Here is a 22,574-nt window from a genome sequence, read left to right as displayed (position 1 = left end):
GAACCGCTGGTCACCGGGAATACCCAAAACGCTGAGTTTACGCAGTTCCTGCCGCAAAACCGCTCCGCACTTTTGCGGGAATTGCTCTATAAGCCGCCGGCTCCCGGTGTTCGCCGGGGCGCTCCCGCAGTCCAGCCCCGCACGACCGATGAACAGCGCGCTCCCCTCCTCCGCCCCCGCCTCTTCCGCCACGGCGTCCCCCGTGCCGGCCCTCTCCTCCTTCCGCCGGGTGGTGGTGAAGGTCGGCTCGGCGCTGCTGGTCGATTCCACCCGCGGACGGCTGCGCCACGCCTGGCTGGCGGCGCTGGCCGAGGACATCGGCGCGCTGCACCGCGAGGGCAAGGAGGTGCTGGTCGTCTCCTCCGGGGCCATCGCGCTCGGGCGCAACGTGCTGGGGCTGCCGCGCCGGCCGCTGAAGCTGGAGGAGAGCCAGGCCGCCGCCGGGGTGGGCCAGATCGCGCTGGCGCGGGCGTGGTCGGAGGCGCTGGCGCATGAGGGCGTCACCGCCGGGCAGATCCTCGTCACGCTGGGCGACACCGAGGAGCGGCGGCGCTACCTCAACGCCCGCTCCACCATCGCCAAGCTGCTGGAGCTGAAGGCGGTGCCGGTCATCAACGAGAACGACACGGTGGCGACGGCGGAAATCCGCTATGGCGACAATGACCGCCTCGCCGCCCGCGTTGCCGGCATGGCGAGCGCCGACCTCTTGGTGCTGCTGTCCGACATTGACGGGCTCTACACCGCCCCGCCCAACGAGGACCCCAACGCCGCCTTCCTGCCGGTGGTGCCGCGCATCACCGCCGAGATCGAGGCCATGGCCGGCGGCGCCGGCACGGAGCTGTCGCGCGGCGGCATGAAGACCAAGATCGAGGCCGGCAAGATCGCCACCACCGCCGGCGCCCACATGGTCATCGCCTCCGGCAAGGTGAAGAACCCGCTGCGGGCGATCGAGCAGGGCGCGCGCTGCACCTGGTTCCTCGCCCCGGCCAATCCGGTGGCCTCGCGCAAGCGCTGGATCGCCGGCGCGCTGGAGCCGCGCGGGGTGCTGCACCTCGACGCCGGCGCGGTGGCGGCGCTGCGGCGCGGCAATTCGCTGCTGCCGGCGGGGGTGACGCGGGTGGACGGCAGCTTCCAGCGCGGCGACGCCGTGCTGCTGCGCGGCCCCGACGGCGCCGAGATCGGCCGCGGGCTGGTGGCCTATGACCACGACTACGCCGAACGCCTGCGCGGGAGATCGTCGGATGAGATCGCGACGATCACCGGGTTCGAGGGTCGCGCGGCGATGGTGCACCGGGATGATCTGGTGCTGGGTGGGGGGTGAGGGAGATGGTGGCTTGAGTAATTGGAGACAAGTGCTTAGCCTTAAAAGTAACGCAAAATGTCGGCGTCACAAATCAATGACGCGGATTGATTTGAACGTAAGCTTTATCGCGGGGTGATCAGCTATGGACTTTGATGAAGAGTGGTTGAAGGATTTTATTTCAAAACGCGCGAAGGAAACTTGGGATCAGACGCAGAGCCCATACCACATTAGCGCTATAGCGAAGGAAGTTCACAAGGAGGGTGTCGATTATAGAAAACTAATATCTCCACTTAAACTTAGACAATGGTTAATTAAATCGGACCTTCCGGACGCAAAAATAATCACCGACCCAACTCATATTGCAAGAGTAGGGATCATACCAAAAAATGAAGATTATAATTTTGAAGCAAAGGAAAAACATCCAGAGAATTCAAGTTCGAAGAAGGCGAATGATAAAAATCAAACAGATAATAAAAATCGAAAATCAGAAGAGGTTATATTAGATCTACTTCGCGCCCTAAGCAAACTAGACGATAGCGATCTGAATAACATCAGCATACCTATCAATGCTTTGGTGAAGATAATACGGTCATGAGTCACTTGATATTAGTTATAGTTACGCTAGACGTGCAACTTCAGAAAGAAATTGAACAGCGTCGCGCAGAGTTGATTCCCGACTCATTCAGGAAAAATGGCCACACGTCACTTAAAGGAGAGCGACCTATAATAAAATGCTTTAAACCCGACGACCAAGTCCTGCACGCAGAATCACTAATGAGTTTTGTTAACGACGCAATATCCGACACAACAATCGGAATTATTGTAATTCTTGATAATAAAATACGTATAATAAACCAAAATTTATTCTCTATATTCTTTATATTCCAATATGAAGCGACATACCCGATAAAATCTCCAAAGAATTTTATGGGAGAAATTCTATCTAGAAGTCTTAAAATTTATCGGGTGTTTTCTAATTATTTTGACGATCTGAAATACAAAAAGATATTCACCCTTCCGTTGCGTAATTTCGAAGCTGAAGAGATATTTAAAATAAAATTAAGTTTCGTTAAAACAAATGACAATTTAATAAAAAATATCGAAACCCAACTGCACAAATTTCGGAGTCGACAAAGTCCAAAAAGATATAGTGATTCGCAAGATGTCTACATAGTCGATGACGATGGAAAGTACTTTAGACTTGGGCATGAACGACACGCAATGGCGGAAACGAAAATTCCGCCCCACAACATTTATTGCGTTCTTGCCAATCGGTTTAGATTTGGTCGCCTATTCGACGGCGCCTTACATTACAATGTAAGCTGGGGAAGCAAAAATACCGCCATGAACGGAAGCTATAAGAACTGCCACAATGAAGACACCCCTTGCGGGGGGCGTTCTCACCTTAATATGTTCGCTAACGATTTCTTCTGAGGTAGCTCACCGAGAAGTACGCATTGTAACTTCCCAGTGGCTTAGCCTAGTCGCATCCTTACACCGAAAGCGGTCTGAACAGATCAAGGGCGTACCCTGTCTTTCCGTTCATCCGGTACAATCGCGCGGGCTGCCGGAGGCGTTAGCTCTCGGGCAACATGAAGAGCGTCAGTAGGCTTCCTAGACATTGCTGCAGATAGGCTCTTTCGTCAAGGAGGCATCCGGCTTGATGGGCGTGCGCGGTCATCCCCCATCGTGACCACCCCTCCCCCGCATCGGCCCTATCTTCCCCCGGATGCACCGTCGTTCGCTGATTGCCGCTCCGCTGCTGCTTCTCGCCTCCCGCGCGCTCGGGCAGGGTGAGGGCGCCGCTCCCGCCGCCCCGGGCGCTGCCGCCGCCTCGCCCTCCCGCGCCGCAGTCCCTTCGCCCGCCGCGACGGCCTCCCCACCCCCTGACCGGGCAGCCGCGCTCACGCCCATCCTCGACCGCGCCGCGGCGCTGGAGCCCCTGCGCACCGTGCTCGTCTCCCGCAACGGCGCGCCTCTCGTCGCGCGCGGCTATTCCGGCGGGCGGGTCGACCGGCCGGCCAATATCAAGAGCGCGTCGAAGAGCATCGTCTCCGCCCTCGTCGGTATCGCCATAGACAAGGGCGTGCTGCAGGGCACCGGGCAGAAAATCGCCCCGCTGCTGCGCGCCGACCTGCCAGAGAATCCCGACCCGCGCCTCGATGACATCACCATCGGCCACCTGCTCTCCATGCAGGCGGGGCTGGAGCGCACCTCCGGGCCCTTTTACGGGCGGTGGATCGCCAGCCCGAACTGGGTGCGCGCGGCGCTCAATCGGCCCTTCGCCGACACGCCGGGCGGGGCGATGCTCTATTCCACCGGATCGACGCACCTGCTCTCGGCCATCCTCACCCGCGCCACCGGCCGCCCGACCCTCGCTCTGGCGCGGGACTGGCTGGGCGCTGTCGAGGGCTTTTCCATCGCGAACTGGGAGCGCGACCCGCAGGGCATCCATTTCGGCGGCAACCAGATGGCGATGCGCCCGACCTCGCTGCTCGCCTTCGCCGAGCTGTACCGCCGCGGCGGGCGCAACGCGGCGGGGGCGCGGATCGTCCCCGAAGCGTGGATCGCCGAGAGCTGGCGGGCGCGCACCGCCTCGCGCTTCACTGGCGACGTCTATGGCTATGGCTGGTTCACCCGCGAGATGGCGGGCAGCCCGGCGCATTATGGCTGGGGCTATGGCGGGCAGATGCTCTATGTCGCCCCGGCGCAGGGCGTCTCGATGGTGATGACCTCGACGGTGGACGCGCCCTCCGGCCGCACCGGCCACCGCGACGACCTGCACGCGCTGGCCGCCGACCTCCTCGCCGCGCTCGGTTGAGGCGCGAAACCGGGCCGAGGCGAAACCCCCAGCGTTTCGCTTGCGCGTCCCGTTCGCCTGTTTTGTGTGCAATCTTGGAGGTAAATTGCATATGAATCCGGCAACCGCTACCTTCCCGCACCACCCCCGCGCGGCACCGCCTTCGCCTTGGGCGAGCCATGTCCGCACCTCACAACCGGCTGCGGGCGCGGGCTCCGCCGGCGCGCCCGCTGGCACGCTTCGTGCTGATGCACGGCCGGAACATTCCGCCGGGGCGGACATCAGGGAGCCGTGACGTGTCGAAGAAGCCCACCTCCAATTCCTCCACCGAGACGCTGCTCGCGGCGCGCAGCTTCACCCGCCGCGTGCTCTTCAAGGGCGCGCTGGCCGCCGGCACCATGGCCGCCACCGGCCCGTGGATCGTGAAGGACGCCTTCTCCTCCTCCGGCGAGCTGAGCCTGCTGAACTGGGACGACGAGCTGCCCAACCCGGTGATCCCGAACTTCGAGAAGAAGACCGGCATCAAGGTGAAGACCACCCCGTTCTCGCAGAACGAGGAACAGATCAACAAGCTGCAGGCCACCGCCGGCGAGGGCTTCGACCTGTGCGAGCCCACCCGCGACCGCGCCCCGCAGTTCAAGGAGCTGGACGTCCTGCAGCCCTTCGACACCTCGAAGCTGCACCTCGACAACCTGCTGCCCTCGATGCTGGAAGCCTCCACCAGCGTGTGGACCTGGGACGGCAAGCTCTACCACGTGCCGCACTGCTGGGGCTCGGAGGCCATTTCCTGGCGCACCGACCTCACCACGCTGGAATACAAGGACCTCAGCTACGGCACGCTGTGGCTGCCGGAATACAAGGGCAAGATGCAGGGCCGTCCGCACTCGCTGCTGCTCGGCATCGGCCTGTGGATGGACCACACCGGCAAGCTGCCCTCCAACCGCATGCTCGACGCCTTCAAGGACGAGGAGTCGATGAAGAAGATCTACGACGTCATCCTCGCCTATGCCATCGCCAACAAGGCGCAGGTCAAGCAGTTCTGGGATTCCGCCGACAACACCAAGTCCGGCTTCATGGAGAATGGCTGCGTCATCGGCCAGACCTGGGACGGCCCGCCGCTCTCGCTGAAGAAGCAGGGCAAGCCCGTCACCTACATGGCCCCGCAGGAAGGCGCCATCACCTGGGTCGACGGCTGGGCCATGACCAAGGGCGCCAAGAACATCGCGCAGGCCTATGAGTGGCTGAACTACATCCACTCGCCGGAGGCTTCCGCCCTCGTCGCCGACGGCTCGGGCTACAACCCGGTGGTCAAGGGCGCCGAGGCCTTCCTCTCCGAGACCGCGAAGAAGAACTTCGCCGAGGCCTATCCGGGCGACGCGCTCTCCAAGCTGTGGAGCCGCCCGCCGGAGCCGTCGTGGTTCGCCGAGCTGCGCACCCAGTACGCCGAGAAGTTCAAGGCGGCCTGAGCGGGGTCCCCACCCCGGCCGGCGCGGGCGTGCCGGCCGCTCCACGGTGCCGGCACCTGCCGGCCGTTCCGCCCCGCCGCGACGCGGCGGGGCTCGTCTTTCCTTCCTGCTGATACCCCGGAGACCCCATGGCGGCGGCCGTTGAGCTCGATGGCGTGAACGTGACCTTCGGCGATTTCGTCGCGGTCCGGGACGCCAACCTCGTGATCGAGCCCGGAGAGTTCTTCAGCTTCCTCGGGCCCTCCGGCTGCGGCAAGACCACCCTGCTGCGCACCATCTCCGGCTTCATCGAGCCCACACGCGGCAGCGTGCGGATCGGCGGCAAGGACATGAAGGGCATCGGCCCCAACCGGCGGCCGACCGCGCTGATCTTCCAGAACCTGGCCCTGTTCCCGATGATGAGCGTCGCCGAGAACATCGGCTATGGCCTCAGGGTGCGCGGCGTGCCGCGCCACGAGCGCGACGAGAAGGTGAAGAACCTGCTCATCCAGGTGGCGCTGGCCGAGCACGGCCACAAGCAGGTGAGCGAACTGTCCGGCGGCCAGAAGCAGCGCGTCGCCATCGCCCGGGCGCTGGCGGTGGAACCCTCGGTGCTGCTGCTCGACGAGCCGCTCTCCGCGCTCGACCTGAAGCTGCGCCAGCACATGCGGGCGGAGCTGCGGGCCATCCAGAAGCGGGTCGGCATCACTTTCATCTACATCACCCACGACCAGGGCGAGGCCCTGACTATGTCCGACCGGATCGCGGTGATGAATGCCGGGGTCATCGAGCAGGTCGGCAACGGCCGCGCGGTCTATGCCGAGCCGCGCACCCCCTTCGTCGCCTCCTTCGTCGGCGAGAACAACGGCATACGCGGCCGCATCACCTCCGTGGCCAATGGCGAGGCGGTGCTGGACACGCCGATCGGCACGCTGCGCGGGCGCAATCCGGTGGGCCTCGCCGCCGGGCAGGACGCGCTGCTCTTCGTCCGCCCGGAGGCGCTGCGGATCGGCGCCGGCGCGGGCGCGCTGTTCGAGGGCGAGGCGCTCGACGTCGCCTATGAAGGCAGCGTCACCCACATCTCCATGCGGGTGCGCACGGGGCAGAAGCTCACCGTCACGCTGGGCGGCGGCGCGGCCGACGCGCTGCCGCAGCCGGGCGACACGCTGCAGGTCGGCTTCGAGCCGCGGGACGGGCTGGTGCTGGCGAAGGCGGCAGACGCATGAGCGGCGGGCTTCCCCTCATCATCGGGCTGCCGCTGGTCGCGGCGGTGCTGCTCGTCGTGCTCGGGGCGCTGGAACGCCGGCACAGCCCGGCCGCCGGCCCCGGCTTCTTCCAGCGCAACGGCGTCGCCGTCGGGCTTTATCTCGCGCTGGCGGTAGGGTTCTGGGCGTTCTTCATCATCGTGCTGCCGCAGCTCGCCATGGTGGACATGTCGTTCCGCCCGAAGCTGCCGCCCTCGCAGATGGGCGGGCCGAAGGACGTCTTCACGCTGGAGAACTACCGCTATTTCCTGTTCGGCTCGACCACCTCGACCGCGAGCTGGAACATCCTGCACATCAAGGCCTTCTTCCTGACCATCGGGGTCAGCATCCTCGTCACGCTGCTGAACTTCGCCATTTCCTACCCGCTGGCCTTCCACATGGCGCAGTCCGCGCCGGTGGCCCGGCTGCGGGTGCTGCTGCTGCTGCTCATCATTCCCTACTGGGTGAACGAGATCCTGCGGGCCTTCGCCTTCCGGGTCCTGCTGTCCTCGGGCGGGGTGGTGAACAAGCTGCTGCTGGGCAGCGGCCTGACCTCGGAGCCGATCGACTTCCTCGCCGCCGATGTCGGGCTCTATATGGGCCTCAGCTACGCCTATCTGCTGATGATGATCTTCCCGCTCTACAACGCGATCGAAAGCCTCGACAAGAACCAGATCGAGGCGGCGCGGGACCTCGGCGCGCCCTGGTGGCACATCCACGCCTTCGTGGTGATGCCGCACGCCAAGCCCGGCATCGCCTCGGGCTGCACGCTGGTGTTCATGCTGTGCGCCGGCGCGCTGGCGGCGCCGCTGGTGTTGGGCGGGCCGCGCACGCTGTGGTTCACCCCCATCGTGTATGACCGGTTCTATCAGGCGTTCAACTGGCCGCAGGGCGCCGCCTATGCGCTGATCCTGCTGCTCACCTGCATCGTCTTCGTGCTGGCGGTGCTCCGGCTGTTCCGCCTCAGCCTCGGGGAGATCACCCGATGAAGGCGGGGTGGGTGCAGCGGCTGGCCCTCGCGGTCTATCTCGCGCTGTTCTTCGTCTATCTGCTGGGCCCGCTGGCGGTGATGGGCGTCTCCGCCTTCAACACGCCGTCATACCCGCAGGTCTGGCCGTTCGAGGGCTTCACGCTGGAATGGTTCGGCAAGCTGCTGGCCGACCAGGACATGATGTACGGCCTGCAGATGAGCCTGTGGATCGGCGTGCTGGTGGTGCTGATCTCGGTGCCGATCGGGCTGGCCGGCGCCATCGTGATGACGCAGATTCCGGCGCGGGCGCGGGCGACCTATTATCTCGTCGTGGTCTCCCCGGTGCTGACGCCCGGCGTCATCATCGGCATCTCGACCGTGGTGTTCTGGCGCGAATTCACCACCATGAGCGGGCTGCGCTTCATGTATGACGGCGTGGTGATGACGGTGCTGGGCCAGTCCAGCTTCATCTCCGCCTATTGCATGCTCATCATCCTCGCCCGGCTGCAGCGCTTCGACCGGGCGCAGCAGGAGGCCGCGCTGGATCTCGGCGCCTCCTATCCCCAGGTGTTCCGCCACATCCTGCTGCCCTTCCTGAAGCCGGCGCTGTTCTCGGCGGGGGTGCTGGCCTTCCTCTCCTCCTTCGAGAACTACAACACCACCACCTTCTCCATCCTGGCCGACAAGACATTGACCACCGTCCTCGCCGGGCGGGTGCGGCAGGGCACCACCCCGGCGATCAGCGCGCTGGCGGTGATCATCGTGGCGGTCACGGTGCTGGGTGCGATCGTCTACGAGGTGCTGAAGCGGCGCGACGACGCCCGCCAGCGCGCCCGGCAGCGCGCCGCCTCCCAGGCGGAGGAGGCCGAACTCGGCGGTGAGCCCGCCGCCGCCTGAGCCGCAGACCACATTGCCTCCATAATGGAACAGGCTGCCCCGCCACGGGTTCAAGCCGAGGTTCCGCCGGTCGGGAAAGAGAGCTAGGGTTGCCCTAGGGGTGGCCGGCAACTTCCGGCCGGCTTCCCCGGACCACCGGAGGCGACGATGCGCCGTTTCATGACGTCCAGACCCGTGACGCACAGGCTCCCCGCTCGTAGCCGGTCCCTGCCCCGGCTCGCGACCTTCCTGCTCGGCCATGCTGCGATCGGCTTCGCCCTGGGCATCGGCTTCGTCGCGGCGCTTCTCGTGCTGGATGTGGCGCGGCTCGGCACGCTGGTCCGCGAGACCTCGCTCGGCTATGTCGGCGGGGGAGCGCTCACCTTCGCGCTCGGCCTCACCTTCGCCAGCGCGCAGATGGGTTTCGCGGTGATGCTGCTCGGCCAGGAGGAAGCGACCTCCGGCGGCGGGCTTCGGCGGGGAGTGGGGCGTCTCGCCCTCGCCCGCATCCGCACCCGCCGCTGACCACCGCCCGGCGGGGGCGCGGGCTTCGCCCCGAACCGGCCGTCAGCGCGCGTCGGCCGCCGGCGCGTGGTGGGCGCGGGGCTGCGGGCGCAGCCGTTCCAGGACGGTGAAGAAGGCCGGCACGAACAGCACCGCCAGCCCGGTGGAGGCCAGCATGCCGCTGACCACCGCGACGCCGAGCGACACCCGCGCGCCGGCCCCGGCGCCGCTCGCGAACACCAGCGGCAGCATGCCGAAGATGAAGGCGAAGGACGTCATCAGGATCGGGCGGAAGCGCAGCCGCGCCGCCTCCACCGCGGCTTCCGCCGGGCTCATGCCCTCCGCCCGCTTCTCCCGGGCATATTCCACGATGAGGATGGCGTTCTTGGCCGCCAGCGCGATCAGCAGCACGATGCCGATCTGGGTGTAGAGGTCGTTGGAGAGGCCGGAGAACTCCAGCGCCGCGACCGTGCCGAGCAGCGTCAGCGGCACCGCGAGAATGACCGCGAGCGGCTGCACCCAGCTCTCATACTGGCCGGACAGTACGAAATAGACCAGCACCAGCGCGATGGCGAAGACGTAGTAGATCTGGTTGCCCACCACCTGCTGCTGGTAGGACATGCCGGTCCAGGCCGTGCCCATCGTCGCCGGCAGCGATTTGGCGGCGACCTCCTGCATCAGCGTCATCGCATCGCCGGAGCTGAAGCCGGTGGCGGGGCTGCCGACCACCGAGGCCGCGGGATAGAGGTTGTAGAGCGTGATGAGCGGCGGGCCTACCTCGTCGGTGATGCGCGCCACCGAGCCGAGCGGCACCATCTGGCCATCGGTGCCCTTCACCTTGAGCTGGAGCACGTCGGCCGGCTGCAGCCGGAAGCCGGCATCGGCCTGCACATAGACCTGGAACACGTTGTTGAAGCGGGTGAACTGGTTCACGTAGCTGGAGCCGACATAGGCCTCCAGCGCGGTGAACACCTGGCCGACGGTGACGCCGAGGCTCTCCGCCTTCACCCGGTCCACCACCAGCCTGAGCTGCTTAGCGTTGCCGTCGAAGGTGGAGGCGACATGGGAAAGGCTGGTCTGGCGGGCGGCATTGAGCGCGAGCTGGTCGGTGGCGCCCTGCAGGGCGGAGAAGTCCGAGCTGCCGTCCTGCATCTCCACCATCATGGTGAAGCCGCTGCTGGTGCCCACGCCCTGGATCGCCGGCGGCAGCAGGATCTGCGCCACCGCGGTGTCGAGGGTCTCGAGCTGCGCCCGGACCTCGGCGGTGATGCTGCCGATCGACAGCGCCGCCGTCTTGCGGGCGTCCCAGTCCTTCAGCACGACATAGAGCATGCCGGCATTGTAGAGCGTGGCGTTGTTGTCGAGCGGCGAAATGCCGGACACGCCGATGACGCTCTCGACACCGTCGACCTTCTCGACCAGTTCCACCGCCCGCGCGACGGCGGCGGTGGAGCGCTGGGCGGAGGCGCCGTCGGGCAGCTTCAGGCTGACCACGAAGTAGCCCTGATCCTCGTCCGGCAGGAAGCCGCTCGGCACCCGCGACAGGCCGTAGAAGGCGACGCCGATCAAGGCGAGCCCGACCAGCGAGGTCAGCACCGCATGTGCCACCAGCCGGCGCACCAGCGCGGCATAGCCCGCCTCGCAGACGCCATACACCGCGTTGAAGCCGCGATAGACGAGGTTGCGCTTTTCCGGCGGGGTCTGCGGGCGCAGCCAGAGCGCGCATTGGGTCGGCTTCAGCGTCACCGCGTTGATGGCCGAAAGGATCGCCGTGGCGGCGATGACGAGGGCGAACTGCTGATACATCTTGCCGGTGAGCCCGGCCAGCGTGGCCGCCGGCAGGAACACCGCCATCAGCACCAGCGTGATGCCGATGACCGGGCCGAACAGCTCCGACATCGCCTTCACCGCCGCCTCGCGGCTCGACATGCCCGCCTCCATGTGGCGGGAGACGCCCTCGACGATGACGATGGCGTCGTCGACCACGATGCCGATCGCCAGAACCAGGGCGAACAGGCTGGTCGTGTTCACGCTGTAGCCGAGCAGCGCCATCGCGGCGAAGGCGCCGATGATGGTGACCGGCACGGTGGTTGCGGGCACCAGCATGGCCCGCCAGTCCTGCAGGAACAGCAGGATGACCACCAGCACCAGCCCCGCGGCGATGGCGAGCGTCTCGTACACCTCGTCGATCGAGGCGGTGATGAACTTGGTGCTGTCGAACGAGACCTTGTAGTCCAGCCCCTTCGGGAAGGTCCTGGCGAGTTGCGCCATCTTGGCGTTGACCGACTCGGCCACGGAGAGGGCGTTGGCTCCCGTCAGCAGCGAGATGGCGATGGCGGCGGACGGCTTGCCGTCCAGCGTCGCGGTGTGGCCATAGGTGGCGGCGCCCAGCTCCACCCGGCCGATATCGGCGATGCGCACCAGCTTGCCGCCGCCGCCCTGGGCCGACTTCACCACGATGTTCTCGAATTCGGCGGTCTTGGAGAAGCGGCCGGTGACGTTCAGCACATACTGGAAGTTCACCCAGTCCGGCGTCGGCGGCGCGCCGACGAGGCCGGCGGTGACCTCGGTGCTCTGCTGCTGGATGGCGGTGCTGACGTCGCTCGGGGTGAGGCCGTAGCTCTGCAGCCGGTCGGGATCCAGCCAGATCCGCATGGCATAGGAACCGGCGCCGAGCACGGTGACGTCGCCGACGCCGTCGAGCCGGGCCAGTTCGTTCTCGATGTTGATCTTGGCGTAATTGGCGAGGAACAGGTTGTCGTAGCGGCCGTCCGAGGAATACAGGTTCACGAACTGCAGGATCGAGGTCGATTTCTTCTTGACCGTCAGTCCCTGGGTCGAGACCGCGGCGGGAAGCTGCGCCTCCGCCAGCGACACCCGGTTCTGCACCAGAACCTGCGCCATGTCGGGATCGGTGCCGATCTGGAAGGTGACGACGAGGCTGTAGGTGCCGTCGCTGGCGCTGGTCGACTGCATGTAGATCATGCCCTCGACGCCGTTCACCTCCTGCTCGATCGGCAGCGCGACGGTGTCCATCACGGTGCGGGCGCTGGCGCCGGGGTAGGTCGCCGTCACCGAGACGGTGGGCGGCACCACATCGGGATATTGCGCGATCGGAAGGCTCGTCAGCGAGAGCGCGCCGATGAGGACGATGAGGAAGGCCAGCGTGTTGGACAGCACCGGCCGTTCGATGAAGAAGCGCGAGAACATGGCACGCCTTCGCTTTGCCGGAGGGTCAGGGAGCGCTCGTCGTGCTGCCGCTCGCCGGAGCGGCGGCGGCGGGGGCCGGCTTGGGCGTGGTCGGCATCGCCTCCATCGCCCCGTCGACCGGCGCCACCGTGCTGCCGGCCACCGCGCGCTGGATCGAGCCGATCGCCACCTTGTCGGTCGCCTTCAGGCCGCTGCTGATGACCCGCAGCGGCCCCACCACCGCGCCGGTCGTGACCTGCCGCTGCTCGACCACATTGTCGGCGCCGACCACCATCGCATAGCTGCCGGTCTGGTTGGACAGAATCGCGGTGTCGTTCACCAGAAGCGCCCCGTCGATCTTGCCGATCGCCACCCGGACCCGGACGAACTGGCCGGGCACCAGCCGCACATCGGTGTTCGGCAGTTCCGCCCGCATCTGCAGCGTGCCGGTGGCGGCGTCGAGCTGGGGGGCGATGTAGTCGATGCGGCCGGAATAGGTGAACGTCTTGTCCTGGGCGAGCGCGGCCTCGACCGGGATGTCCGCCGGGTTCTCGCGCATGTCGCGCAGCGTCTTGCCGGCGGCCGCCAGCGCGTCGCGCATGTCGATCTGCTGCTGCTCCGACATGTTGAAATAGACCAGGATCGGGTCGACCTGGAGAATGGTGGCGAGCTTGGTCGGGCCGGAGGAGCCGACCAGCGCGCCGACATCGACGAGATGGCGGGTCACCACGCCAGCGAAGGGCGCCTTGACGGTGGTGTAGCCATAGGAGGTCTGCGCCAGCATCAGGCCGGCCTCGGCCGAGGCGACCTCGCCATTGGCGGTGTCGAGCGCGGTCTGGGCGTCGTCGACGGTGCGCTGGCTGGCGACCTGCCGGGTGCCGAGCTCGGCCTGCCGGTCATATTCGCGCTTGGCATTGGCCTGTGTGGCGCGGGCGATCTGGAGCTGGGCCTTCTTCTGCTCCACCTGCCCCTCATACTGCGCCTTCTCGATCTCGAAGAGGACGCTGTCCTTCTTCACCACCGCGCCGTCGCGATAGCCGATGGCGGTGAGATAGCCCTGCACCCGGGCTTCGAGGTCGACCACCGAGAAGGGCGCGGTATTGCCGGTGAATTCGGCATAGAGCGTGACCGCCGCGACGGTGGGCGGAGCCACCGTGATCTTGGCCGGCGGGGGCTCGGCATAGCTGTTCTTGTCGTTGCACCCGGCGAGGGCGAAGGCCACCACCCCGCCCATGAACAGCCGCACAAGGTCATCCCGCCGCAGAGTCCGGCACCCCAAGCACATCATCGACTTCCCCCACGGCCAGCAGCGCGGTCCCGCAACGCGAGCTGCTACCATGGTGCCACTGGTAGAGCATATCCCTACCGTACGCCAGCGTCCGGGCGGCGCGTGATCGTCGCGGGAGGGGGCGGGGAGCCGTCAGCCGTGCCCCGCCGGCGCCGGCACGGCATCGGGATGGTCGAGCACATGGCGCAGCCGCTCCAGATCGAGCTGGCCTTCCCACCGCGCGATCACCAGCGTCGCCACCGCGTTGCCGACGAAATTGGTGAGGGAGCGGCACTCGGCCATGAAGCGGTCGATGCCCAGCAGCAGCGCGATGCCGGCGAGCGGAATCTCCGGCACGATCTGGAGCGTGGCCGCCAGCGTGATGAAGCCGCCGCCCGCCACCGCGCCGGCCCCCTTCGAGGTGAGCATCGCCACGCCGAGGATCATCAGCTCATGGCCGAGCGTCAGCGGGGTGTTGGTGGCCTGGGCGATGAAGAGGGTCGCCAGCGTCATGTAGATGTTGGTGCCGTCGAGATTGAACGAATAGCCGGTCGGCACCACCAGCCCCACCACCGTGCGCGGCGCCCCCGCCGCCTCCAGCTTGCGCATCAGCGCCGGCAGCGCGCTCTCCGAGCTGGCGGTGCCGAGCACGATCACCAGCTCCTCGCGCAGATAGCGCAGCAGCTTGAAGATGTTGAAGCCCACCAGCCGGGCGATGACGCCGAGCACCAGGCACACGAAAAGCACGGCGGTGAGGTAGAAGGCGGCGATCAGCTCCGCCAGATTGCCGATCGACTTCAGCCCGTAGGCGCCGATGGTGAAGGCCATCGCGCCGAACGCGCCCACCGGCGCCGCCCGCATCACGATGGCGACGATGCCGAACACCAGCCGCTCGGCCTGCCGCAGCGCCCGCAGGATCGGCTCCCCCTCCTCGCCGAGATGGCTGAGGGCGAAGCCCGCCAGCACCGCCACCAGCAACACCTGCAGCACCTCGCCGCTGGTCAGGGCGCTGACCAGCGTCTCGGGAATGGCGTGCAGCGCGATGTCGACGAGCGAGGTATGCGATGTCTGGCTGGCGAAGCCGCTCACCGCCTTCGCGTCCAGCGTGGCAGGGTCGATGTTGAAGCCCTCGCCCGGCCGCAGCGTGCGCCCCACCAGCAGACCCAGCGCCAGCGCCAGGGTGGAGACCGCCTCGAAATAGAGCAGCGCCTTGCCGCCGACCCGGCCGACCCGCTTGAGGTCGCCCATCGCCGCGACCCCGATCACGACGGTGCAGAACACCACCGGCGCGATGATCATCTTCACCAGCTTGACGAAGCCGTCGCCGAGCGGCTTCATCGCTTCGCCGGCATGGGGGAACAGCGCGCCCAGCGCGAGCCCCGCCACCACCGCCACCAGCACCTGCACGTACAGCACCCTGTAGATCGGCTGTCGCATGGTGTTCCGCCCCCGCCCTTACCCCGCCCGACCTTGATACCGCCCGGAGGTGACGCGCGCCATCCGTTCCGGGCCGGAACAGGGCGCCGCATCCACGTGCCGCCAGTCGCCGGCGGAGGTCGCGGGAAGGTCGGCGGCGGGGCTGGCCGAATTGCCCATGTTCGAGACCGAGCGAGGGGGCTATTGCTGGTGGCGACCGCCCTTGTCAGACCGGACGACCCCTCATGCGCAACGATCCCCGCAGCCACGGACTCTGGGAGGCCTCGGCGCCGGAAGCCCCGGCGACCTCCACCCTCGACCGCCCGATTCATGCCGATGTCGTGGTGGTGGGCGGCGGCTTCACCGGCTTCTCCACCGCGCTCCACCTCGCCGAACGCGGCATCCGGGTGGCGCTGCTGGAGGCGGAGGAGATCGGCTTCGGCGGCGCCGGCCGCAATGTCGGCCTCATCAATGGCGGCATGTGGGTGATGCCGGACGACATTCCCGGCGTGCTCGGCGCGGTTCATGGCGAGCGGGCGCTCCAGCTTCTGGGTGATGCGCCGACGCTGGTGCGCGCGCTCATCGACCGCCACGGCATCCCCTGCGAGCTTGAACGCAACGGCACGCTGCATCTGGCCGTGGGCGAGGAGGGGCTCGCCGAACTGCGGGAGCGGCACCGGCAGTGGCGCGCGCGCGGCGCCCCGGTGGAGCTGCTGACGGATGAGGAGACCGCCCGGCGGGTCGGCAGCACGGCCTATGCGGGGTCGCTGTTCGATCCCCGGGCCGGCACGCTGCAGCCGCTCGCCTATGTCCGCGGGCTGGCGCGGGCGGCGATTGGCGCCGGCGCATCGGTGTTCACCCGCAGCCCCGCGCTGGCCACCGCGCGGGAGGGAACGGGGTGGAAGGTCTCGACCGCCGGCGGCTCGGTGAGCGCCGACTGGATCGCGGTGGCGACCGACGCCTATTCCACCGGCCCGTGGGAGATCGTGCGGGACGAGCAGGTGTTCCTGCCCTATTTCAACCTCGCGACCCCGCCGCTGCCGGCGGAGCTGCTGCGCGGCATCCTGCCCGGCCGCGAGGGCTGCTGGGACACCCGGGAAATCCTGTCCTCGTTCCGGCTGGACCGCGCCGGGCGGCTGGTGTTCGGCAGCGTCGGCGCCCTGCGCAACACCGGCCACACCGTCCACGAGGCGTGGGCGCGGCGCTCGCTCCGCCGCATCTTCCCCCAGCTCGGCCGGGTCGCCTTCGAGCACGCCTGGTTCGGGCGGATCGGCATGACCACCGACGCGGTGCCCCGCTTCCACCGCTTCGCCGAGAAGGTGGTGGGCTTCTCCGGCTATAATGGCCGCGGCATCGCCCCCGGCACCGCCTTCGGGCGCACGCTCGCCGCCCATATCGCCGGCGACCTCGCCGCCGAGGACCTGCCGCTGCCGGTCACCGAGCCGAGGGCGCAGGCCCTGCGCACGGTGAAGGCGGCCTATTACGAGGCCGGCGCGCAGGCCGCCCATCTGGTCGGCGAGCGGTTCTGAGGCCGGCGGTCCGCCCCCCGCCGGCCGCCCCTCAGCTCGCCGCCTTCAGCGCCCAGAACGCCAGCAGCGGCGTTGCCCCCGCCCGCATGGCGTGGCGGATGGAGGGGACATTGTAGAACGAACCGCCGATGCCGGGGGTGAACCACGCACCCCCGCCCTGGCTGAACTCCCCTTCCGACAGCACGAGATAGACCTCTTCCGGGGCGTGGTCGTGGTCGGGATAGCGCACCTGCGGCGCCAGCAGCGAGGCGCCGAGCCAGACATCGGCGCGGTCCTCCAGCCCGCCGGGCCCGACGATCAGCGCATTGGCGTGGCCGTCGACGAAATTGGCGCTGGCGGTGCCGTCATGGGAGGCGCGGCGGCGCCAGTCGAGCGCGGGCTCCAGCGCGCGGAAGCGCGCGACCAGGGGGGCAAAGCGCGGATCGGCCTCGGCCACGGCGAGCGCGGGCTCCAGATGCGCACAGACCGGCAGCCGGCCGCCGCCGGCCCCGCCCCGCGAACCGGGGGTCGCGAGCGCGGCCTCGATGCCGGCAAGACAGCGCCGGGACTCCGCCACGGTGGCATGGCCGGCGAAGGCCGCCAGCGCGATGTCGAGAAAGGCCTGCAAGGTATCGCTGCGGGGGCTCATCGGACGCTCCTGAGGAAGATGTGGCGGTGGCTCACCCGGCACCGGGGCCGGGGACGAAGCCATGGCGGGCGAAGAACCGGTCGAGCTCGCGCGGCTCCGGCGAGCGACCGGTGAAGATCGTGACGTAATCGGGGATGCGGCGCATGCGGGTCGCGAGGTCCTCCCGCGATTTCATCGAGATATAGCCGATCTGCACGAGATAGGCGGCGCGCGCCCGCACATCCGCCGTCAGCGGATCGTAGCCGAAGCGCACATACAGCGCGGTGAGCGCGGCAAGGCGCGCTTCGTCCGCCCGCGTCACCTCTTCGGCGATCTCGGCCGATTGCAGCGCCCAGCTTCGGATCGCGAATTCGAACTGGGAATCGAACAGGGCCTCGTCCAGCCAGCAGTCGAACACGTTCAGCGTCGCCTCGACGATGGTCTCGGCATAGGCCTGCGTGCGGGCGACGAGATTGCCGGTGTTCTTGGCCCGCCAGCGGTCCACCAGCGCCGCGAGCAGTTCCTCGCGGTCGCGGAAGAACCAGTAGAAGCTGGTGCGGGCGAGCTTCAGCCGCGCGGCCAGCGTCTGGATGCGCACCGCCCCGACGCCGCCCTCGACAAGGCTGGCATAGGCCGCCTCCAGCCAAAGCTCCGGCGAACCGCGCCAGCCGGTGGCGGCGGGTCCCTCCGCCGGCACGGCGGGGGAAGCGGGGTCGGAAACGCCGGTCATGGCTGGCCCGGCCCGGCGCTGGCCGCGGCCATGGCGAGGGCGCGGGCCTCCGCCGCCTCCAGCCCGGCCGCCACGGCACGGTCGAAGCCGGCGGCGCGCATCGTCTCCAGCGCCGCCGCCGTGGTGCCGCGATAGCCGATCAGCGCGTCGAGGATCGCGCCGGGCTCGGCCCCCTCGGCCGCCAGCAGCCGGCTCGCCCCGGCCACGACACCGAGCGCCGCCCGCCGCGCCGTCGCCGCCGGCAGGCCGCGCGCCACGGCATGGGCGATCAGCGCCTGCGCGAGAAGCGCGGGAAAGGCCGGGCCGGAGCCGGTGAGGCCGCTGAAATAGTCGATCTCCGCCTCGGAGCCGACGGCGTCGGCGGTGCCGCAGCTCTCCAGAAGGCGCTGCACCAGCGCCCGTTCACCGGCGCCGACCTCGGCGGTGGCGAACCACGGCGTGTAGGAGGCGCGAATCGTCGCCGCCGCATTCGGCATGGTGCGCACGATGCGCCGGGCGCCGGTGCGGCGGCGGATGGTCTCGATCCCCACCCCCGCCATCAGCGAGACGACCAGCGCCTCGGGCGCGGCGATCTCCACCTCGGCGAACTGCTCGGGCCGCACCGAGAGCAGCACCACCTCGCTGCGCGCGACCAGCTCCCGGTTGTCGCGGGTCCACACCGCCTCCGCCACCGCGCCCGTCCCCGCCCGGCTCGACAGCACCAGCGCGGACGGTGCCACGAGGCCGGTGTCGAGAAAGGCGCGGGCGAAGGCCGAGCCGAGCCAGCCGCTGCCACCGATGATGCCGATACGCGGCGATTGCGCTGCCATGCACCCGTCTCCCCATTCCCGGCAGACGGAGCACGCCCCGCCCTTGGGAAGAAATGTACGACAATGTCGCCGTCGTTGACAGTGGTGTACGGAGGTTTAAGCTTTTCCAGACTGCACCCGCGCACAGGGCTCCCATGACCACCGATCCGCTGCTCCAGCCGTTCCAGCTCAAGCACCTGACGCTCCGCAACCGGATCATGATCACCTCGCATGAGCCGGCCTATGCCGAGGACGGCCTGCCCAAGGAGCGCTACCGCGCCTATCACCTCGAGCGGGCGAAGGGCGGCATCGCCCTCACCATGACGGCGGGCTCCGCCTCGGTATCGAAGGACAGCCCGCCCGCCTTCGGCAACCTGCTGGTCTACAAGGACGAGGTGGTGCCGTGGATGCGCGATCTCGCCGACGCCTGCCACGAGCAGGGCACCGCGGTGATGATCCAGATCACCCATCTCGGCCGCCGCACCCGCTGGGACAAGGGCGACTGGCTGCCGGTCATCGCCCCCTCCCACGCCCGCGAGGCGGCCCACCGCGCCTTTCCCAAGCGGATCGAGGACTGGGACATCGCCCGGGTCATTAAAGATTTCGCCGACGCCGCCGAGCGGATGAAGGCGGCCGGGCTCGACGGCATCGAAATCGAGGCCTATGGCCACCTCGCCCAGCAGTTCTGGTCGCCCTCCACCAATGACCTCGACGCCCCCTATGGCGGCTCGCTGGACAACCGGCTGCGCTTCACCCTGGAGACGCTGCAGGCCATTCGCGACCGGGTCGGGCCGGATTTCATCGTCGGCGTGCGCTACACCGCCGATGAGGGCGACATGAAGGACGGCATGGGTCGCGAGGAGGGGATGGAGGTGTCCCGCCGGCTCAAGGCCAGCGGCCTCGTCGACTTCCTCAATATCATCCGCGGCCACATCGACACCGACCCCGCGCTGACCGACGTCATCCCGATCCAGGGCATGGCGAGCGCGCCCCATCTCGATTTCGCCGGCGAAATCCGCGCGGAAACCCGCTGGCCGACCTTCCACGCCGCCCGCGTGCCCGACGTCGCCACTGCCCGCCACGCCATCGCCGCCGGCAAGGTCGACATGATCGGCATGACCCGCGCCCACCTCACCGACCCGCACATCGTGCGCAAGATCAGGGCCGGACGGGAAGAGGACATCCGCCCCTGCGTCGGCGCCAATTACTGCCTCGACCGCATCTATCAGGGCGGCGCGGCCTACTGCATCCACAACGGCGCCAGCGGGCGCGAGACCACCATGCCGCACGACATCGCCCCCGCCCCGGTACGGCGCAAGCTGGTGGTGGTCGGCGCCGGCCCCGGCGGGCTGGAAGCGGCACGGGTCGGCGCCGCCCGCGGCCATGAGGTGGTGGTGTTCGAGGCCGCCGCGCAGGCCGGCGGGCAGGTGCGGCTCACCGCCCAGAGCCCGCGGCGGCGCGAGATGCTGGGGCTCATCGACTGGCGTCTCGCCCAGTGCGAGGCGGCCGGCGTCACCCTGCACTTCAACCACTGGGCCGAGGCGGACACCGTTCTGGCCGAGAATCCGGAAGTCGTCATCATCGCCACCGGCGGCCTGCCCCACACCGAGGTGCTGGCGGCGGGCAACGAGCTGGTGGTGTCGGCCTGGGACATCCTCTCCGGCGACGTGAAGCCCGGCCGCAACGTGCTGGTGTTCGACGATGCCGGCGACCACGCCGGCCTGCAGGCGGCGGAGATCATCGCCCGCAGCGGCGCCAGGGTGGAGATCATGACCCCCGACCGCAGCTTCGCGCCGGAGGTGATGGGCATGAACCTGGTGCCCTATATGCGCACGCTGCAGGCGCTCGACGCCACCTTCACCGTGACCTGGCGGCTCGAAGCGGCGGAGCGCGCCGGCAACGCGCTGCGCGCCATCGTCGGCTCGGACTATGGCGGGGTGAGCCGGGAGCGGATCGTCGACCAGATCGTGGTCAATCACGGCACGCGGCCGCTGGACGACCTGTATTTCGAGCTGAAGCCGCTCTCCCGCAACCGTGGCGCGGTGGACTATGACGCGCTCATCGACGGGCGGCCGCAGGCCCGTGAGGACAACCCGGAAGGGGCGTTCCAGCTTTTCCGCATCGGCGACGCGGTGGCGGCCCGCAACACCCACGCCGCCATCTACGACGCGCTGCGGCTGGTGAAGGACCTGTAGGGCGGGCCATCGGCCCCTCACCGCGCGCCGGCCGCACGGCCGCGTGGCGGGCTCACGCCTCGGGGTGGAACCGCACGCGGTTCCGCCCTGCGCGCTTGGCGGCGTAAAGCGCGTGGTCGGCCAGCGGCAGGACGTCGTCGATCGAGGCGCCGGCGGTGCTCACGCAGGCCCCGCCGATGCTGACCGTGACAGGCCGGTCGGGACCCGTCTCGCCCATCGGCGTCCCCGCCATCGCATGGCGCAGCCGCTCCGCCACGACCCGCGCCCGCGCCGCATCCTGCCGCGGCAGCAGCACCGCGAACTCCTCCCCGCCCAGCCGCGCCAGCACATCCCCCGGCCCGAGCACCGCGCGGCAGCGCGCCGCGATCTCCACCAGCACCTGGTCGCCGACGACGTGGCCCAGCTCGTCGTTCACCGCCTTGAAGTGGTCGACATCCAGCAGCAGCAGGCTGAACGGCGGCGCCGTCTGCATCAGTACGGCGGCATGGCGCAGGAAGGCGCGCCGGTTCGGCACCCCGGTCAGCGGATCGGTGTCGGCGAGCACCTTCAGATCGACCAGCATCTGGTGCCGCCGGGACACGTCGACATAGGAATGCACGCGATAGCCGCCGATGCGGAAGCTGTGCGACTGCAGCATCTTGTCGGTGCCGTCGCCGCAGCGGATCTGGAATTCGGAGGTGGAGATGGTGCCGTCGCCGGGCGGCGCCGCCGCCATCAGGCCGGACCACCGCTGCCGCGCCGCCTCGCGGGCCACGGGATCGGGGTAAAGGCGGAACCACCAGTCCTCGAGGCTGGCGATCTCCTCCAGTGCGTAGCGGAAGATGTTGACGAAGCCCCGATTGACGAAGACGGCGACATCCTCGGCATTCTCGATCAGCAGGGCCACCGGCAGCTGGTCGAGAATGGCGGGCATGAGCCGGCCGAGATCGTCGGTCGGCGCGGCCGCGCTCGCGGCCGGCGGGCCGGCGACCACCTCCACCCCGCGCTCACCCTGCGGGTCCGGGGCCAACGGCGTCACCGTCAGCAGCCACAGCGGTGCCGCCCCGCCTTGAACGGCGCGACGCGCGCCGATGGCAAGGCGGCAGGGCTTGCCGTCGACGGTTGACGCCACCTCGATGGCGGCCGGCGCCGGCGGCGCGGCCGGCCCGAGCAGCGCGGCCACGGCCCCGGCGGCGGCGCCGAACAGCGCGGAAAGCTCCATCGGCAGCGGATGGCGGCCGCAGCCGAACAGGGCCACGGCGGGCGCGTTCATGGCGACCACATGCTCCCCCAGCACCGCCAGCATCGGCACGGCGACCAGGGTCATCCAGTCAAGCCCGGCAGGTTCCTGCGCGAAAAGCGAAGCCACCATCTCCAAACCATGCGCGACCGACCGCCGGCCCCTTCGCCGGCCGGCAAGCGCCTGTCCGGCGACAGGGCGCGCGAACAGGCTAGCCCAGCTACGGCGCCGGTACACTTGCCTTGATCAAACGTCGGGTAACGGCCTTGATCCCGGCGCCAGGGCAGGGGCGCGGCGACCGGCGGGCCGGAGCGGGATGGGCATAAGCGGCCGGCGGCCCGAACAGACGCCAAAACGCCATCGCCGCCCCCGGTTCGGCGGGGACGGCGATGGCATCATGGATAGTTTGGTTGCGGGGACCGGCGTCGGCCAGAACTTGGCCGGTTCGCAAGTTGAGGTGGTTGCGGGAGGGCGCAACCATCAGGACTTGCG

General features: G+C 68.2%; 18 protein-coding genes. 11 read left to right on the top strand and 7 right to left on the bottom strand.

Annotated elements, in window-relative coordinates; translation table 11 throughout:
- Positions 1-148: 148 nt before the first annotated feature.
- The 9 genes from proB (at position 149) to KHC27_RS05830 (ending at position 9,163) form a co-directional block, all read left to right on the top strand.
- Complete coding sequence (proB, locus tag KHC27_RS05870) at positions 149-1,321, top strand: glutamate 5-kinase (protein WP_213336179.1); 1,173 nt, start codon at positions 149-151, stop codon at positions 1,319-1,321.
- Positions 1,322-1,445: 124 nt separating this feature from the next.
- On the top strand, positions 1,446-1,898 hold the full coding sequence (locus tag KHC27_RS05865) for a hypothetical protein (RefSeq protein ID WP_213336177.1): 453 nt from the start codon (positions 1,446-1,448) through the stop codon (positions 1,896-1,898).
- Entirely contained in the window at positions 1,895-2,737 is an 843-nt protein-coding gene (locus tag KHC27_RS05860) for a hypothetical protein (RefSeq protein WP_213336175.1), read from the top strand. The genes KHC27_RS05865 and KHC27_RS05860 overlap by 4 nt, the downstream gene beginning before the upstream one ends.
- Positions 2,738-3,032: 295 nt before the next feature.
- Positions 3,033-4,124 (top strand): serine hydrolase domain-containing protein, encoded by a 1,092-nt coding sequence (locus tag KHC27_RS05855; RefSeq protein ID WP_213336173.1) that lies wholly within the window; start codon positions 3,033-3,035, stop codon positions 4,122-4,124.
- A 275-nt stretch (positions 4,125-4,399) separates the two neighbouring features.
- The gene (locus KHC27_RS05850; protein ID WP_343210839.1) at positions 4,400-5,569 is read left to right on the top strand and encodes an extracellular solute-binding protein; all 1,170 of its coding nucleotides are present in this window, start codon (positions 4,400-4,402) and stop codon (positions 5,567-5,569) included.
- 128 nt (positions 5,570-5,697) lie between these two features.
- On the top strand, positions 5,698-6,774 hold the full coding sequence (locus KHC27_RS05845; RefSeq protein WP_213336169.1) for an ABC transporter ATP-binding protein: 1,077 nt from the start codon (positions 5,698-5,700) through the stop codon (positions 6,772-6,774).
- Positions 6,771-7,781, top strand: a complete 1,011-nt coding sequence (locus KHC27_RS05840) for an ABC transporter permease (protein WP_213336167.1) — start codon at positions 6,771-6,773, stop codon at positions 7,779-7,781. Before KHC27_RS05845 ends, KHC27_RS05840 begins: the two co-directional genes overlap by 4 nt.
- A complete protein-coding gene (locus KHC27_RS05835) occupies positions 7,778-8,659 on the top strand; it encodes an ABC transporter permease (RefSeq protein WP_213336165.1) in 882 nt (293 codons plus the stop codon). Before KHC27_RS05840 ends, KHC27_RS05835 begins: the two co-directional genes overlap by 4 nt.
- Before the next feature lie 174 nt (positions 8,660-8,833).
- Entirely contained in the window at positions 8,834-9,163 is a 330-nt protein-coding gene (locus KHC27_RS05830) for a hypothetical protein (protein ID WP_213336164.1), read from the top strand.
- A 42-nt stretch (positions 9,164-9,205) separates the two neighbouring features.
- On the opposite strand, the gene KHC27_RS05825 is transcribed toward KHC27_RS05830, so the two are convergent.
- The 3 genes from KHC27_RS05825 to dctA form a co-directional block, all read right to left on the bottom strand.
- Complete coding sequence (locus KHC27_RS05825; RefSeq protein WP_213336162.1) at positions 9,206-12,352, bottom strand: efflux RND transporter permease subunit; 3,147 nt, start codon at positions 12,350-12,352, stop codon at positions 9,206-9,208.
- 25 nt (positions 12,353-12,377) lie between these two features.
- Positions 12,378-13,619, bottom strand: coding sequence for an efflux RND transporter periplasmic adaptor subunit (locus tag KHC27_RS05820; RefSeq protein WP_213336160.1), 1,242 nt, complete (start codon positions 13,617-13,619; stop codon positions 12,378-12,380).
- 132 nt (positions 13,620-13,751) lie between these two features.
- On the bottom strand, positions 13,752-15,035 hold the full coding sequence (gene dctA, locus KHC27_RS05815; protein ID WP_213336158.1) for a C4-dicarboxylate transporter DctA: 1,284 nt from the start codon (positions 15,033-15,035) through the stop codon (positions 13,752-13,754).
- A 224-nt stretch (positions 15,036-15,259) separates the two neighbouring features.
- Between dctA and KHC27_RS05810 the strand changes: the two genes are divergently transcribed.
- Positions 15,260-16,543, top strand: coding sequence for an NAD(P)/FAD-dependent oxidoreductase (locus tag KHC27_RS05810; RefSeq protein WP_213336156.1), 1,284 nt, complete (start codon positions 15,260-15,262; stop codon positions 16,541-16,543).
- Positions 16,544-16,574: 31 nt separating this feature from the next.
- Here KHC27_RS05810 and KHC27_RS05805 read toward each other — a convergent pair whose 3' ends face one another.
- The 3 genes from KHC27_RS05805 to KHC27_RS05795 are packed head-to-tail and all read right to left on the bottom strand — an operon-like array spanning position 16,575 to position 18,689.
- On the bottom strand, positions 16,575-17,171 hold the full coding sequence (locus KHC27_RS05805; protein WP_213336154.1) for a dimethylsulfonioproprionate lyase family protein: 597 nt from the start codon (positions 17,169-17,171) through the stop codon (positions 16,575-16,577).
- Between the two features lie 31 nt (positions 17,172-17,202).
- On the bottom strand, positions 17,203-17,880 hold the full coding sequence (locus KHC27_RS05800; RefSeq protein WP_213336152.1) for a TetR/AcrR family transcriptional regulator: 678 nt from the start codon (positions 17,878-17,880) through the stop codon (positions 17,203-17,205).
- Entirely contained in the window at positions 17,877-18,689 is an 813-nt protein-coding gene (locus tag KHC27_RS05795; protein WP_246519683.1) for a pyrroline-5-carboxylate reductase family protein, read from the bottom strand. The genes KHC27_RS05800 and KHC27_RS05795 overlap by 4 nt, the downstream gene beginning before the upstream one ends.
- Positions 18,690-18,823: 134 nt before the next feature.
- On the opposite strand from KHC27_RS05795, the gene KHC27_RS05790 reads away from it, so the two are divergent.
- The gene (locus KHC27_RS05790; RefSeq protein WP_213336150.1) at positions 18,824-20,863 is read left to right on the top strand and encodes an NADH:flavin oxidoreductase; all 2,040 of its coding nucleotides are present in this window, start codon (positions 18,824-18,826) and stop codon (positions 20,861-20,863) included.
- Between the two features lie 52 nt (positions 20,864-20,915).
- Here the strand turns inward: KHC27_RS05790 and KHC27_RS21995 are convergent, their stop codons facing one another.
- Positions 20,916-22,211, bottom strand: a complete 1,296-nt coding sequence (locus tag KHC27_RS21995; RefSeq protein WP_213336148.1) for a GGDEF domain-containing protein — start codon at positions 22,209-22,211, stop codon at positions 20,916-20,918.
- Positions 22,212-22,574: the final 363 nt, after the last annotated feature.

It is taken from the genome of Ancylobacter lacus (assembly GCF_018390635.1).
GTDB lineage: Bacteria > Pseudomonadota > Alphaproteobacteria > Rhizobiales > Xanthobacteraceae > Ancylobacter > Ancylobacter lacus.
Note: the sequence above shows the minus strand (reverse complement) of the source record. Positions and strands in the feature narration are given on the sequence as shown.

Bases quoted from the DNA above. Each gene is read 5' to 3' on its own strand.
- KHC27_RS05805 (WP_213336154.1), bottom strand. From the start codon at position 17,171: ATGAGCCCCCGCAGCGATACCTTGCAGGCCTTTCTCGACATCGCGCTG.
- proB (WP_213336179.1), top strand. From the start codon at position 149: ATGAACAGCGCGCTCCCCTCCTCCGCCCCCGCCTCTTCCGCCACGGCG.
- KHC27_RS05825 (WP_213336162.1), bottom strand. From the start codon at position 12,352: ATGTTCTCGCGCTTCTTCATCGAACGGCCGGTGCTGTCCAACACGCTG.
- KHC27_RS05845 (WP_213336169.1), top strand. From the start codon at position 5,698: ATGGCGGCGGCCGTTGAGCTCGATGGCGTGAACGTGACCTTCGGCGAT.
- KHC27_RS05855 (WP_213336173.1), top strand. From the start codon at position 3,033: ATGCACCGTCGTTCGCTGATTGCCGCTCCGCTGCTGCTTCTCGCCTCC.
- KHC27_RS05790 (WP_213336150.1), top strand. From the start codon at position 18,824: ATGACCACCGATCCGCTGCTCCAGCCGTTCCAGCTCAAGCACCTGACG.
- KHC27_RS05810 (WP_213336156.1), top strand. From the start codon at position 15,260: ATGCGCAACGATCCCCGCAGCCACGGACTCTGGGAGGCCTCGGCGCCG.
- dctA (WP_213336158.1), bottom strand. From the start codon at position 15,035: ATGCGACAGCCGATCTACAGGGTGCTGTACGTGCAGGTGCTGGTGGCG.
- KHC27_RS05795 (WP_246519683.1), bottom strand. From the start codon at position 18,689: ATGGCAGCGCAATCGCCGCGTATCGGCATCATCGGTGGCAGCGGCTGG.
- KHC27_RS05800 (WP_213336152.1), bottom strand. From the start codon at position 17,880: ATGACCGGCGTTTCCGACCCCGCTTCCCCCGCCGTGCCGGCGGAGGGA.
- KHC27_RS05835 (WP_213336165.1), top strand. From the start codon at position 7,778: ATGAAGGCGGGGTGGGTGCAGCGGCTGGCCCTCGCGGTCTATCTCGCG.
- KHC27_RS05840 (WP_213336167.1), top strand. From the start codon at position 6,771: ATGAGCGGCGGGCTTCCCCTCATCATCGGGCTGCCGCTGGTCGCGGCG.
- KHC27_RS05860 (WP_213336175.1), top strand. From the start codon at position 1,895: ATGAGTCACTTGATATTAGTTATAGTTACGCTAGACGTGCAACTTCAG.
- KHC27_RS05865 (WP_213336177.1), top strand. From the start codon at position 1,446: ATGGACTTTGATGAAGAGTGGTTGAAGGATTTTATTTCAAAACGCGCG.
- KHC27_RS05820 (WP_213336160.1), bottom strand. From the start codon at position 13,619: ATGATGTGCTTGGGGTGCCGGACTCTGCGGCGGGATGACCTTGTGCGG.